The 13,371-nt window shown below is 73.9% G+C and carries 10 protein-coding genes; 3 read left to right on the top strand and 7 right to left on the bottom strand.

Annotated elements, in window-relative coordinates; translation table 11 throughout:
- Positions 1–35 precede the first annotated feature (35 nt).
- On the bottom strand, positions 36–2,228 hold the full coding sequence (locus ABZW30_RS17615; RefSeq protein ID WP_355671997.1) for an MMPL family transporter: 2,193 nt from the start codon (positions 2,226–2,228) through the stop codon (positions 36–38).
- A gap of 556 nt (positions 2,229–2,784) precedes the next feature.
- Between ABZW30_RS17615 and ABZW30_RS17610 the strand changes: the two genes are divergently transcribed.
- From ABZW30_RS17610 to ABZW30_RS17600, 3 genes are all read left to right on the top strand, one after another.
- Positions 2,785–5,019: an MMPL family transporter gene (locus ABZW30_RS17610; RefSeq protein ID WP_355672085.1), complete on the top strand. Its 2,235-nt coding sequence runs from the start codon at positions 2,785–2,787 to the stop codon at positions 5,017–5,019.
- Positions 5,020–5,136: 117 nt separating this feature from the next.
- Positions 5,137–6,030 (top strand): aminoglycoside phosphotransferase family protein, encoded by an 894-nt coding sequence (locus ABZW30_RS17605; RefSeq protein WP_355671996.1) that lies wholly within the window; start codon positions 5,137–5,139, stop codon positions 6,028–6,030.
- Between the two features lie 171 nt (positions 6,031–6,201).
- Complete coding sequence (locus ABZW30_RS17600; RefSeq protein WP_355671995.1) at positions 6,202–7,212, top strand: polysaccharide deacetylase family protein; 1,011 nt, start codon at positions 6,202–6,204, stop codon at positions 7,210–7,212.
- A gap of 126 nt (positions 7,213–7,338) precedes the next feature.
- Here the strand turns inward: ABZW30_RS17600 and ABZW30_RS17595 are convergent, their stop codons facing one another.
- The 6 genes from ABZW30_RS17595 to ABZW30_RS17570 form a co-directional block, all read right to left on the bottom strand.
- Positions 7,339–7,800 (bottom strand): GNAT family N-acetyltransferase, encoded by a 462-nt coding sequence (locus ABZW30_RS17595; protein WP_355671994.1) that lies wholly within the window; start codon positions 7,798–7,800, stop codon positions 7,339–7,341.
- Positions 7,797–8,525 carry an exonuclease domain-containing protein gene (locus tag ABZW30_RS17590; RefSeq protein ID WP_355671993.1) on the bottom strand — a complete coding sequence of 243 codons (729 nt, stop codon included), beginning with the start codon at positions 8,523–8,525 and terminating at the stop codon, positions 7,797–7,799. The genes ABZW30_RS17595 and ABZW30_RS17590 overlap by 4 nt, the downstream gene beginning before the upstream one ends.
- A 295-nt stretch (positions 8,526–8,820) precedes the next feature.
- Positions 8,821–10,767, bottom strand: coding sequence for an ABC transporter permease (locus tag ABZW30_RS17585; protein WP_355671992.1), 1,947 nt, complete (start codon positions 10,765–10,767; stop codon positions 8,821–8,823).
- Positions 10,764–11,513: an ABC transporter ATP-binding protein gene (locus ABZW30_RS17580; protein ID WP_355671991.1), complete on the bottom strand. Its 750-nt coding sequence runs from the start codon at positions 11,511–11,513 to the stop codon at positions 10,764–10,766. Before ABZW30_RS17580 ends, ABZW30_RS17585 begins: the two co-directional genes overlap by 4 nt.
- Positions 11,514–11,592: 79 nt before the next feature.
- A complete protein-coding gene (locus tag ABZW30_RS17575; RefSeq protein ID WP_355671990.1) occupies positions 11,593–12,093 on the bottom strand; it encodes a GNAT family N-acetyltransferase in 501 nt (166 codons plus the stop codon).
- 46 nt (positions 12,094–12,139) lie between these two features.
- Positions 12,140–13,330 carry an SAV2148 family HEPN domain-containing protein gene (locus ABZW30_RS17570; RefSeq protein ID WP_355672084.1) on the bottom strand — a complete coding sequence of 397 codons (1,191 nt, stop codon included), beginning with the start codon at positions 13,328–13,330 and terminating at the stop codon, positions 12,140–12,142.
- Positions 13,331–13,371: the final 41 nt, after the last annotated feature.

Raw genomic sequence — 13,371 nt, 5'->3', positions numbered from 1 at the left:
TCAGCCCGTGTCCGGGCCGTGGCCGGGCGCCGGGTTCAGCGCCGGCCGGCCGGCTCCGGCACACCGTGGGCGTCGGCCAGCGGGGCCGGGCCCTCGCCGTGGCCGTGGCCCTTGCTGTCGCCGTGGCCGGGCCACCAGGCGCGGTGGCCGAGCAGGGCGGTGAGCGCCGGGGTGAAGAACATCGCCATCACGAAGGCCGCGATGATGATGCCGATGGCGATCGAGAAGCCCATCTCGCTCATCATCGTGTTGCCGGCCAGCAGCATGGTGCCGAAGGTCGCGGCCAGGATGAAGCCGGCCGCGGCCACCGTCGGGCCGCTGTGGCGGATGGCCTGGCTGGCCGCCTCGCGCGGGTCGCGGCCCTCGCGGGCCTCCTCCCGCAGTCGGGCGATCATCAGGATGTTGTAGTCGGTGCCGAGCGCGACCACGAACAGGTAGATCAGGATCGGCAGCATGAACATCAGACCGGCCTCGCCCTTGATGTTCTGGAACACCAGGGTGGTGGCACCAAGGGTGGCGCCGAAGCCGAGGCCGACCGAGGCCATCAGGTACCACGGGGCGACCACGCTGCGCAGCAGCAGGCCGAGGATGATCATGATCAGCACCGCGGCGATCGGGAAGACCAGGCTGTAGTCGTGGGCCATCGCCGTGTTGATGTCCTTCAGCACGGAGGTGGTACCGGAGACGTAGGCCTTGGTGCCGGCGGGTGCCTCGTTGTGGGCGACCTCGCGGACCTTCGCGATGGCGTCGATGGCCCGGTTGGTGTTGGCCTCGTCCTTCAGCACGACGGTCACGTCGACGGTGAGCCCGTCCTTGCTGATGCCGCGCTCCGGGTTCGGCATCGCGGCGGCGGCCACGCCGTCGACCTTGCCGAGGTCGTTCACGTAGTTCTGGAGGGCGGCGACGTCGATCTTGTTGCCGCTCTCGCTGGTCACCAGGACGTGTGCGGGATCGGCGGCGCCGGCCGAGTACGCCTTGACCATGGCGTCCTGGACGACCATCGACTCCTTGTCCTTCGGCATGGAGCTGCCGGCCATGTCGAAGGTGCCCTTGTAGCCGAGGGCGGCGAGCGCGAGGCCGACCATCACCAGGCCGGAGACCAGGGCGGCGACGGCCGGGCGGCGGCCCACGCCGCGGCCGATGGCGGCGAAGCGGGCGTTCGAGGGCTCGCGCTGCCAGGCCTTGGAGGGCCAGAACAGGACCTTCTCGGGGATCAGGCAGATGATCGCGGGCACCAGGGTGACCGAGGCGATCGCGGTGACGGCGACGGCGATGGCCAGTGCCGGACCGAGTGCCTTGAACATGCCGAGGCTGGACAGGACGAGCACCGCGAAGGCGACCACGACGGCACCGGCGGCGGAGGTGATGGCCTCGCCGACCCGGCCGACCGCGTTGGCCACGGCCTCCTTGCGGTTGTCCCCGGCCCGCAGCCGCTCGCGGTAGCGGAACATCAGGAACAGGAAGTAGTCGGTGCCGACGCCGTAGAGCACGACGGTGAGGATCTGCGACATCGAGCTGTCGGCCTTGAGGCCGAACCAGTCGCTCGCGAAGCCGATCAGGCCGGTGGCGACCATCGAGTAGACGACCACCGAGAGCACCGGCAGCAGCGCGACGAGCGGGCTGCGGAAGATGATCCCGAGCGTGAGCAGGATGATCACGACGGTGCCGAGGCCGATCAGCACGCCCGCCGTCTTGCTGGAGTCCTTCTGGTCCAGCGAGGTCGCGGCCGGGCCGCCGACCTGGTACTTCAGGCTGGTGCCGGCGGCGAGTTCCTTGCCGTCGTCACGCAGCTTCTTGGCGGCGTCGGTGAACTCGTCCGACTGCATCTTGGTCTTGTCGATGGCGACGAGCGCCATCGCGTACTTGTGGTCCTTGGAGTACGAGCCCGTCTTCTCCGAGACCGGGAGGACCTGCTCGACCAGCGGGATCTTCTTGTCGGCCAGGCCCTGGGTGATCTTGTCCATGGCCGCCTGGTCGTTCCCGTCCAGCTGACCGCCGTCGGTGCGCTCGAAGAGCAGCAGCGCGGACGGCGCCTTGTCGGACGGGAAGGCCTTCTGCTGGAGCTCCATCGCCTGGATGGACTCGTAGTGCTTGGGCAGGAAGTCCGACTCGTCGGTGCTGGCCTTCAGTGCCGGAGCGGCCGCGATGATCGCGATCGCCGCGATCAGCCACGCACCGATCACCCACCAGGCGCGGCGGACGACTATGTGTCCTAGTCGGTGGAACATGCTCGTGATGCCTCCTGGGCATGGTTCACCGCAGCCCTGGGGGACGGGATGCTGGGCAACGGTAAGGACCGGCACGGGAAGCGCGCGAGGCAGCTCCCTTGCCGGTCGGCAGGTAAGTAGGACTGGGCGTCATCCTACGAGCAGATGCTTGCCGCGCGGCAAGGAGCCCCCGTAGTCCAACCCCCGTTCGGGGCCGCCCCGAACCGGCCCCGACCCAGTTTCTCCCGGGCGAACCCCGGTTGACCTCGTGCTCCGGGTGGAGACACCTCCCCCTCAGGGTGGAGTCCGCCCCCTACCTCCGAGGAGGAGGCGTCAGGGTCGCGGGGTAGGGAAAACCCCACCCCGCCCCCGAGGCAAGCACCAGGGCGCGCCCACCCGCCAGCCGGATTACCGCTCAACCCCCGCTTCCCTACTGTCGGTTGTGACGCCGGAGCGGTACCCGGCGGGCACTTTCCGGCGGTCGAGGCGATCGGGCCACCGCCGCTCACCTCGGCGACCCACCGCCATTCTCCCAGGGGGACCTCTCGTGAAGACCAGACTCGGCACGGCTGCCGCGATGGGCGCCTGGAGCGCCCGGCACAGAAAGACCGCCGTCTTCGGCTGGCTGTTGTTCGTCGTCCTGGCCGCCGTGCTCGGCGGCATGCACGGCAGCACCGAGGTGACCGAGTCCGAGTCGATGCCCGGCCAGGTCTCCCGCGCCGCGAGGATCCTCGACGAGGCCGGGCTGAAGAGCCCCGCGAGCGAGACCGTCCTGGTCCAGAGCGCCACCCGCAGCGCCGACGACCCGGCCTTCAAGGCCGTCGTCTCCCAGGTGGTCGCCGCCGTCGACGGCACCGGCAAGGCCGCCGAGGTCCGCTCCCCGTACGACACCAAGGCGGTCTCCCAGGACGGCCACTCCGTACTGGTCCTGCTCACCCTCAAGGGCGACCGGGCGGAGGCCGTCGACAGCGTCCGGTCCGTCATGGACGCGGTCGCCGGGGTGCAGCGGCGGCACCCGGACCTCACCGTGGTCGAGCTGGGCGACGCCAGCTCCGGCAAGTGGATCCAGGACCAGTTCAAGAACGACTTCGCCCGCGCCGAGTGGACGGCCGTGCCGCTGGCACTCGGCATCCTGCTGATCGCCTTCGGCGCGCTGGTCGCCGCCGTACTGCCGGTGGTGCTCGCGCTGACCGCCTTCGTCGCGGCCGGCGGGCTGGTCGCGCTCAGCAGCGGCCTGCTGCACACCAGCGACGACGCCAGCTCGGTGATGCTGCTGGTCGGCCTCGCCGTCGGCGTCGACTACTGCCTCTTCTACCTGCGCCGCGAGCGCGAGGAGCGGGCCGCCGGACGCGACGCGGCCACCGCGCTGACGGTGGCCGCCGCCACCAGCGGCCGGGCCGTGCTGGTCTCCGGCGTCACCGTGGTGGTCGCCATGGCCGGCATGTTCCTCACCGGGATCGCCGACTTCCGGGCGATGGCCTACGCCACCATCGTGGTCGTGATCACCGCCGTGCTGGGCTCACTCACCGTGCTGCCCGCACTGCTCTCCATGCTCGGCGACCGGGTCGAGAAGGGCCGGCTGCCCTTCCTCGCCAAGCTGCGCCGCCCCGACGCCGCCCGCACCGGCGGGCGGTTCTGGAACGCCGTGCTCACCCCGGTGCTGGGCCGCCCGCTGGCCTCCACCGTGCTCGCCGGGGCCGTGCTGCTGGGCCTGGCCGCACCGCTGCTCACCATGCACACCGCCAACCTGACCTTCCAGCAGCAGCTGCCCGAGGGCAACGAGTTGGTCGCCGCCTCGCAGAAGATCGAGGCCGCCTTCCCCGGCAGCCCCGCCCCCGCCACCGTGGTGGTCAAGGCCGCCGACATCTCCTCCCCCGCGATGACCGCCGCGATCGCCGACCTCAAGGCCAGGGCCCTGGCCAGCGGGCGGATGCACGGGCCGATCGAGGTCACGGTGCACGCCGACAGGAACGTCGCCACCGTCGACATCCCGCTCAACGGCACCGGCAACGACGCCACCAGCGACGACGCGCTGAAGACCCTGCGCGAGGACCTGGTGCCCGCGACCGTCCTCAAGGTGCCCGGCACCGAGGCCCCGGTCACCGGCCGCACCGCCGGGTCGTACGACTTCAACGCCAAGATGACCGGCTCGATGCCGCTGGTCTTCGGCTTCGTCGTCGCCTTCGCCTTCCTGCTGATGCTCACCTCCTTCCGCTCACTCGCGATCGCCGTCACCGCCGTCGTGCTCAACCTGCTCTCGGTGGGCGCCGCGTACGGGGTGCTGACCCTGGTCTTCCAGCACGGCGTGGGCGCCTCGCTGCTGGGCACCGCCGGGGTCGGCGCGGTGGAGTCCTGGGTGCCGCTGTTCCTCTTCGTGATCCTCTTCGGGCTCTCGATGGACTACCACGTCTTCGTGGTCTCCCGGATCAAGGAGGGTCGGGACCGCGGCCTGCCGACCCGGGCCGCGATCGCCCACGGCATCCGCTCCACGGCCGGGGTGGTCACCAGCGCCGCGGTGATCATGGTCGCGGTGTTCGCGGTCTTCGGCACCCTGTCCATGCAGGCGATGAAGCAGATGGGCGTGGGCCTGGCGGTCGCGGTGCTGATCGACGCCACGGTGATCCGCGCGGTGCTGCTGCCCTCGGTGATGAGTCTGCTCGGCGAGCACAACTGGTACCTGCCGCGCTGGCTGGACTGGCTGCCGGACCTCTCGCACGGCGAGTCCTTCCCGCCGGTCGGCGCCGGGCACGCCCCGCAGGAGCGGCCGGCCGCGCCGGCCGACGGCCCCAGGCACCGCCGGGTCGAGGTCTGACGCCTCGGCGCATCCACCGACGCCGGGTCCCGCAGCGCGCGGGGCCCGGCCTCCGTGCGTCATGATGATCACCGTCCGGGGCCCTCCGGATGAACGCCGGCGGAACGGAGCCCAGCCATGATCCCCTTCGACGAGGGCCGTGCCCGGCTGTTGCTCGCCCACGCCTGCGAGTCCGCCGGACTGCCCGGCCCCGGCGGTGCCCGGCTGCTCGCGCTCGGCGAGAACGCCGTCTTCGACCTCGGCGACCCGGCCGTGGTCGCCAAGGTCGGCCGCGGCCCCGAGCTGTACGACCGGGCGCACCGCGAGCTGACCGTCGCGCACTGGCTGGCCGGCCGGGGTGTCCCGGTGGTCCGCCCGTACCGGGAGGTGGCACCCGAGCCGCAGCTCGCCCACGGGCACCCGGTCACCTTCTGGCACCGGCTCGCCCCCGCCGTCCGCCCGGCCCGCCCGGCGGACCTCGCCCCGCTGCTGCGCGCCCTGCACCGGCTGCCGCTGCCGCCCTTCCCGCTCGGGCGGCGCGACCTGCTGGAGCCGGTCGAGCGCTGGCTGGCCTCCGCCGAGGGCCACGTCGACCCCGAGGACGTCGCCTTCCTGCGGCACCGCCGGGACGCCTTCGAGGCCGCCCTGCCCGACCTCGCCCCGCGGCTGCACCCCGGGATGATCCACGGCGACGCGCTGCCGCGCAACGTCCACGTCGGCCCGGACGGGCCGGTGCTGCTCGACCTGGAGAACGTCTCGCACGACCTGCGCGAGCACGATCTGGTGGTCCTCGCGCTCAGCCACGACCGGTACGGCGTGCCGGGCGAGGAGTACCGGGCGTTCACCGAGGCGTACGGCTGGGACGTGCGCGACTGGCCCGGATTCGCGGTGCTGCGCGGGGCCCGGGAGACCGCCAGCGCCTCCTGGGTGGCGCAGCAGGCGGCCAGTAACCCGGCCGCGCTGGCGGAGTTCCGGCGCCGGGTGGACTCGCTGCGCGAGGGGGCCGCCGAGGTGCGGTGGTACCCGTTCTGACGGTGCGGCGATACCTCGACTGAGGGGCGGGCGCCAAGCCGGGCGAGTGTGAGAAGGCTCTTAAGCCGGATCGGTCCGGCGCGCAACCTGGGCACGTACGATCGGCGTCCTATCGGACAGTCATTCTGACCGAGGGATCGGCCCCCCATCTCGTACCTCAGGAGCCGCCGCGTGCCCGCGACCGCCACCCGTCGCCCCTCCCGCCCGACCCGCCCGACCCGTGGCCGCCGCCAGCTGATCGCGGGCTGCGTCGCAGTAGCCGCCCTCCTTGGCCTGTCCGCGTGCGGCACCGCCAGCGGGGCCCTGCAGTCGCCGAGCGCCAACGCGCCGTCGCCGGCCGGCGGCCAGTCCGCGGGCGTCGCCTCGCCGCAGCAGCCGACCGGCACGGCGGCGACCACCATCGCGCCCACCTCGGACTCGGACGCCGCCGGCGACACCGGCTCGGCGGTCCCGCCGGTCACCGCGAAGCCGAAGACCCCGAAGTCGCCCACCGGGAGCCCCACGCCCGACGCGACCACCCCTGCCCCGGCCGCCCCTGCCACGGCCACGGCCGCCCCCGCCGCGCCGCTCGCGCACGCCGGGGCCGGCACGGTGATCGGCTCCACCGCCTCCGGCGGCCGTACCGTCGCGCTCACCTTCGACGACGGCCCCGGCCCGGCCACCCCCCAGATCCTCGACCTGCTCGCCCAGTACCACGCCAAGGCCACCTTCTGCGAGGTCGGCCAGAACGCCGCCGCCAACCCGGCCATGGTCAAGCGGGTGCTCGCCGAGGGGCACCGGCTCTGCGACCACAGCGTCCACCACCCGCAGCCGTTCGCGAAGCTCCCGCACGACAAGGCGGTGTACGAGATCACCGCCGCCCGGGACATGATCGTCCAGGCCGGCGGGCCGGGCACCCAGGTCACCTGGTTCCGCGCCCCCGGCGGCGGCTTCAACGCGGACAACGAGCACATCACCGCGGGCCTGGGGATGTCCTCGCTCGCCTGGTCAGTCGACCCGCGCGACTGGTCCCGCCCGGGCGTGCCCGCGATCGTCTCCACCGTGCAGAGCCAGCTCAAGCCCGGCGGCGTGATCCTGATGCACGACGGCGGCGGCGACCGCAGCCAGACCGTGGCCGCGCTCAAGCAGCTGCTGCCGTGGCTGGTCGCGCAGGGGTACACCTTCGACTTCCCCGCCGCGTAGGGCAGTTGGGATCACCCCGCCCGCGTCAGGTGGACGGACCCGTCCGTCGGGCCGCACGGGGAGCCGCACGTGTTCGTCCGCCCGGCGGACACGACGCATCCGGCGGGGCTGGATCCGCAGTAGCGGTCAGGCTACGTGCAGCCGGTAGACCTGACGGGAGCCGCCCTCGGGCCCGGGGGCGGCAGGTTCGGCCGGGGTGAAGCCCAGCCGCTCGTAGAACACCCGGGCGCCGCTGGTCACCGCGCCGGGGTGGTCCGCCCCGAAGGTCACCACCTCGACGGTGGCCGGGGCGCGGACGTGCCGGCGTAGCGCGTCCTCGACGAGGGCGCGGCCGACGCCGGTGCCCCGGGCGTGCTCGGCGACCACCAGCCAGTGCAGATGGTGCAGCGGGGGCCGGTTGCCGAACAGCAGGCCGCCGAGCACGCCTCGGCCGTCCTCGACGACCGTGGCCAGGCCCCGGTCGAGGCTCCTGCCCACCGCCCGGTGGAAGCCGGGCTCGGCCACCATCGGGCCGAACCAGTGCTCGACCTCGGCGGCCAGGGCGAGGAAGCCCCGCAGGTCGTCGGGGCGGGCGAGGCGTACGGTCACCCGGCCGCGTCCGGCAGATCCGTCGATCTGGACGGCCAGCGCGAGTCGACCACGGCCAGCGGGTCCTTGCCGCGGCGCAGCCAGGTCTGCAGGCCCTCGGCCCACTCGCGGTACCAGCCGATCTGCCGCCGGTGCAGCTCGGCCGGCGCGACCTCCCCCACCTCGGCCGGGTAGCGCCCGGCCAGCGCGACGGCCACCCGTACGGCGGCCAGCGCGTCGCTGCCCGCCTCGTGAGCGTCCGTCAGCTCCACCCCGTACACCTCGCACACCCGTTGCAGGGTGCGCGAGCCCTTGCGGTACTTGTCCACGGCCCGGTCGATCACCAGCGCGTCCAGCACCGGCCCGACCGGCCCACCCAGGCGCTCCGCCAGCGTCGCCAGCCCGTACCGGCGCAGTTCCGCGTCCAGCAGCGACAGGTCGAACGGCGCGTTGAACGCCACCACCGGCCGCCCGGCCGCGATCCGCTCGCAGAGCGCCGCGGCTATCTCCTCCACCGCCTCCTTGGCCGGCCGCCCCTTGCCGCGGGCCAGCTCGTCCCCGATCCCGTGGATCGCCTCCGCCTCGGCGGGAATCGGCATCCCGGGATCGAGCAGCCAGTTGACGGCCTCCACTCGCACGGCGCCGACCGTGTCCACGAGCGCGGCCGTGACGATGCGGTCCACGGCCGGGTCGGTGCCCGTGGTCTCCAGGTCGAAGCCGACCAGTGGCTGCTGCCACCAGCTCATCAGGTGTGTCCTTTCGTCCAACCGCTCGAAACAGCCCCTATCATCACCCGCCCCACCGACAACCCGGCCCACCGGGGAGCCGGCCCGGCTGCTCAGCCGCGGCCGGGAGGGGGGACGGAGGCCGGTGGCCGACGCCGCCCGGGCCGGTACGACTCCCCTCTTCCGAGGGCAGGTCGGGAGTGTCCGTCGACGGTTTCGAACCACCCGTGGCAGCCGGGCCCGCCCGGACGGGGGCGGCCCCGGCGCGCTCGGGAGCACGCCGGGGCCGAACGGTCCTCCCGGGCGATGACCGGCCCTAGCGCGCCGCCGCCGGCCCGGCCAGGGCGAGCCGGCTGGGCAGCAGGCTGGCCGTGACGGCGAGCACCAGGCAGACGGCCGCGCCCGCGCCGAGCGGCAGCCAGGGCAGGTTGAGCCCGACGCTCGTCTGCCCGGCCAGGATGCGGTGGTTGAGCAGCGCCGTGGTGCCGTACTGGGTGAGCGCGGTGACGGCGAGGGCGAGCGCGGCGGCCGTGGCGACGACCAGGACGGCCTCCAGCGCGACCATCTGCAGCACCTGACGGCGCACCGTCCCGGCCAGCCGCAGCACCGTGAAGTCGCGCCGGCGGTCGGCGGCGCTCATCACCATGGTGTTGACGATGGCGATCAGCGCGTAGAGCAGGGCCGGGCCGAGGATGGTGGTGGTCGCGATCCAGGCGTAGTGGGCGTTCGGGTCGGGCCCGGGGGCGTGGGCGTCGGTGAGCACGCCTCCGAGCCGGTCGGCGGGTTCGGCGCTCAGGTGGACGGCCCCGGGGCGGGCGCCGGGCAGGTGGGCGGAGACGGCCTCGCCGCTGAGCAGGACCTCGTCCAGGCCGAGCTGGGTGCGGTAGACCAGGGCGAGCCGCAGGCTGGTGACGGTGCCGTCGGCCAGCCGCAGGTTGACCTGGTCGCCGAACTTCCAGCCGTGGCCGCGGACCTGGTCGGTGGAGGCGGCGAGGGTGGCGCCGCGCAGCTCGGCGGCGCTGCCCTCGACGGCGGGCAGGGTCCAGGCGGCGGCGAGGTCGCCGTCGACGACGGTGGCGGCGGACGGCACGCTGGCGGCCGAGTCCTCACCGTGGTCGTCGAAGGCGGGCCGGTCGGCGCCCAGGCCCGTGACGACGGTGGAGGTGGTGGCGGTGGCGTGCAGTCCGGGCGTGCCGGCGGTGAGCCGGTGGACGGCGTCGGCGGGCAGCGGCGCGGCACCGGGGCGCAGCACGTACCGGGCGGCCGCGGTGGCCTTGCCCTGGGCGGTCATGGCGTCGGCGAAGGCGGCGGCGGAGCCGACCGCGGTGCCGGTGAGTGCCATGGCGAGGAAGGCCGGGGTCGCGGTGGAGACGGTGCGGCGCACGGCGGTGAGCGCGTTCTGCCGGGCCAGCAGTGGGGCGGCGGCGGTGGCGCGGGCGAGCGGCGCGCTGAGCAGCCGGACCAGCGGCGGGACGACGACCGGCGCGAACAGGGCGAGGGTGGTGATGGTGGCCAGGTCGGCGCCGAGCACCCACTGGGAGGCGAGCTGCGGGTCGTCCGGCTGGTCGCCGGGGGCGGGCGGCATGGTGGACGCCGACAGGTAGTAGCCGACGTTGCCGGCGAGGGCGAGCAGCCCGAGCAGTGCGAAGGTCCAGCGCGGCTTGGTCATGACCTTGCGGTCGACGGCTGCGTCGCCGAGCGCTTCCACGGCGCGCACCCGTCCGGCCCGCAGCGCGGCCGTGACGGCGCCGAGCAGGGCGACCAGCAGGCCGACGGCGGCGGCCAGCAGCATCGGGCCGACGGCGGGCCGCGCGGTGAACCCTTCGGGGGCGGCGCCGCGGTCCACCAGCCAGGCGGCCAGCGCGGGTGCGCCGGGCAGCGACAGCAGGCAGCCGGTGACGGCCGAGACGAGGGCGACGACGGCGGCCTCGCCGGTGATCAGCCAGACGATCTGCCGGGGCGTGGCGCCGACGGCGCGCAGCATCGCGATCTCCTGGCGGCGCTGGGCGACGGCGAAGGCGAAGGTGCCGGCGACGACGAAGACCGCGACGAAGGCTGCCATCGCGGAGGTGAACTGGAGCACCTTGTGCAGCGAGGGCGCGCCGAGCGGGGAGTCGTCCCCGGCGGTCTCGCCCAGCAGGCTGCCGGTGGTGGCGACCAGGGTGACGCCGAGGGTGAGGGCGACGTACGAGCCGGCGAAGGCGGCTTTGCGGCGGCGCAGGCTGGCGGCGGCGACGGGCAGGAGGGTGCCGAGCGAGGTCATGCGACCGTCTCCAGGGCGGTCATCCGCTCGGCGACCTGCTGGGCGGTGGGGTGGGGGATGTCGTCGACGATCCGGCCGTCGGCGAGGAAGAGCACGCGGTCGGCGTAGGAGGCGGCGACCGGGTCGTGGGTGACCATGACGGTGCTCTGGCCCTCACGGTCCACCAGGTCGCGCAGCAGGGCGAGCACGTCGCGACTGCTGGAGCTGTCCAGGGCGCCGGTCGGCTCGTCGGCGAACAGCATCCGGGGCCGGGTGATCAGGGCGCGGGCGATGGCGACGCGCTGCTGCTGGCCGCCGGAGAGCTGGGAGGGCAGGTGGCCGGCGCGCTCGCCGAGGCCGACCTGGGCGAGCGCGCGGTGCACCTCGGCGCGGTCGGGGCGGCGCCCGGCCAGGCGCAGCGGCAGGCCGACGTTCTGTTCCGCGGTGAGCGAGCCGACCAGGTTGAACGCCTGGAAGACGAAGCCGAGTTGCTGCCGGCGCAGGACCGTCAGCTGGGTCTCGTTCAGCCCGGCGAGGTCGGTCCCGTCCAGGGTGACCCGGCCGCTGTCGGGCCGGTCGAGGCCGGCGCCGCACTGCAGCAACGTGCTCTTGCCGGATCCGGAGGGCCCCATGACGGCGGTGAAGGTGCCGCGGTCGAAGGCGACGTCCACCCCCCTGAGCGCCCGTACGGCCTCCGGCCCGGCTCCGTAGGTGCGGTGTACGTCTTCGAGGCGCAGTACGGCCCCGTCATCCCCCGTGATCTTCACGGGGGCTACACCTACCACGATCGAAGTCGCGCGGACCAGCTGACTTGGGCGAATCGTTACGGCATCAGATGAGCCTCCGTCAGGCGGCGGACCCCGGCGAGGACGTCGGCGTCCCGGTCGGTGCCTTCGGTGCCGGCTCCCGGAGCATGAAGACGTCGATCGGGTCCTCGTGGACGACGGTGAAGCTGTGCCGCTCGTACAGCCGCTGGGCGGCGCTGCCTTGGAGGACGACGAGACGCACCGGCTCCCCGGCGGCGTCGGCCTCGGCGAGGAGGTGGCGCAGCACGGCGGTGCCGAGGCCCCGGCCCTGGAGGTGTGGGGCCAGGTAGAACAGCTCCAGGTGGCGCCCGCCCCGCTCGTCGGGGCGGACCGTGACGGAGCCCGCGAACGCCCCCTCGACCAGCAGCACGGAGGTGTACCGGGTGGAGAAGGCGTCCCGCACCCGCTGGCGGGAGCGGTCCGGGTCCCAGCGGCCGAGGCGTTCCAGGTCGGCGCGCATGACCTGGTCCTTGAGGGCGCTGATGGGTTCGAGGTCCTTGAGGGCGGCGGGTTCCAGGGTCCAGGTGGGGAGGCTGTTCACGCCGCGCAGTGTTCCACCGGCGGCGAGGCTCCGACCAGCAGTTTTCTCAGGATACGGACCGGGAGTCCGCCCAGACCCCCTCGAACTCCTCGCGGTAGACCTCCAGCAGCCCCGGCTCGGTGCCGCCCGGCTGCTGGCCGGCGCCGCCGCGCAGGATCAGTGCTGGGGACTCCATGCCCCGGGAGCGGCGCAGGTAGGGCTGGATGACACCGAGGTCCCGGCTCTGCCGGCGGCCGCCGACCTGGCCGGTCGGGCGGGGGCCCTCGACCAGGTAGGCGGTGAAGCGCGGGGTCTCGTCGAAGACCCGGATCTCGAAGCCGCCCTGGTCGCGCAGCCGGGCCCGGACCCGGCGCACGTGCATGATGTTCATCTCGATCGAGCGGGACAACTCGCTGCGCGAGAGCCCGAGTTCGCGTTCGCGGCGGCGCACCGCGCTGCTCGCCGGGTTGAGGAAGAGCAGCCGGACCCGGCAGCCCTCGCCGGCGAGGCGCACCAGGCGCTTGCCGGTGTAGTTCTGGCAGAGCATGCCGAGGCCGATGCCGAGCGCGTCGAGCCGCCGGGCGCCGTCGAGCAGGTCCTCCACCGGCAGGTCGCGCTGCAGCCGGACCCGGTCGGCGTGCACCGCGACCACGTCCGCGTACCGCCCGGCGACCAGCGATTCCACCACGTCGGCGGGCACCCCGCCCGCGCCGCCGTCCAGGACGGCGAGCAGCCGGGCGGCGGCGCGCTCGGTCTGGGCCAGCACGGTCTGGGTGAGCACCCGGTTGCGGGAGACCACGTGCCGGGCCACCTCCAGCTCGTCCAGGGCGAGTTCGATCTCGCGCCGGTCGGCGAGGTACGGCTCGAAGCAGGGCCAGTGCTGGACCATCAGCTCGCGCAGCTGGGGCAGGGTGAGGAAGACCAGCGGGTCGTCGTCGGCCGGGTCGAGCAGGTAGCCCTTGCGGCGGCTGACCTCGCGTACGGCGTCGGCCCGGTGGGCCCACTCCTCGCCGGCCGGTCCGGCGGCGGCGGTGACCCAGTCCTCGCCGTGGGCGGGGGCGTAGATGGGGTGCAGCACCTCGTCGACCAGGGAGCGCAGCCGCTGTTCGACCAGGTTGAGCCAGACGTAGGCGCGGCCGGACAGCCGCACCCGCTGGTAGGCGTCCTCCCACTCGCCGGCCGACCAGGCGAGCGCGGGAACCTCGACCGGGCCGCTCTGCGCGGGCACCAGGGCGCGGCCGGTCAGGGTGGGGCGCATGACCATCGTGGGCGCCTCGCTGCGGGCACCGCCCCGGTCGG

Origin of the sequence: Kitasatospora sp. NPDC004669 (genome assembly GCF_040609455.1) — a bacterium.
In the GTDB taxonomy this organism is placed as follows: domain Bacteria; phylum Actinomycetota; class Actinomycetes; order Streptomycetales; family Streptomycetaceae; genus Kitasatospora.
Note: the sequence above shows the minus strand (reverse complement) of the source record. Positions and strands in the feature narration are given on the sequence as shown.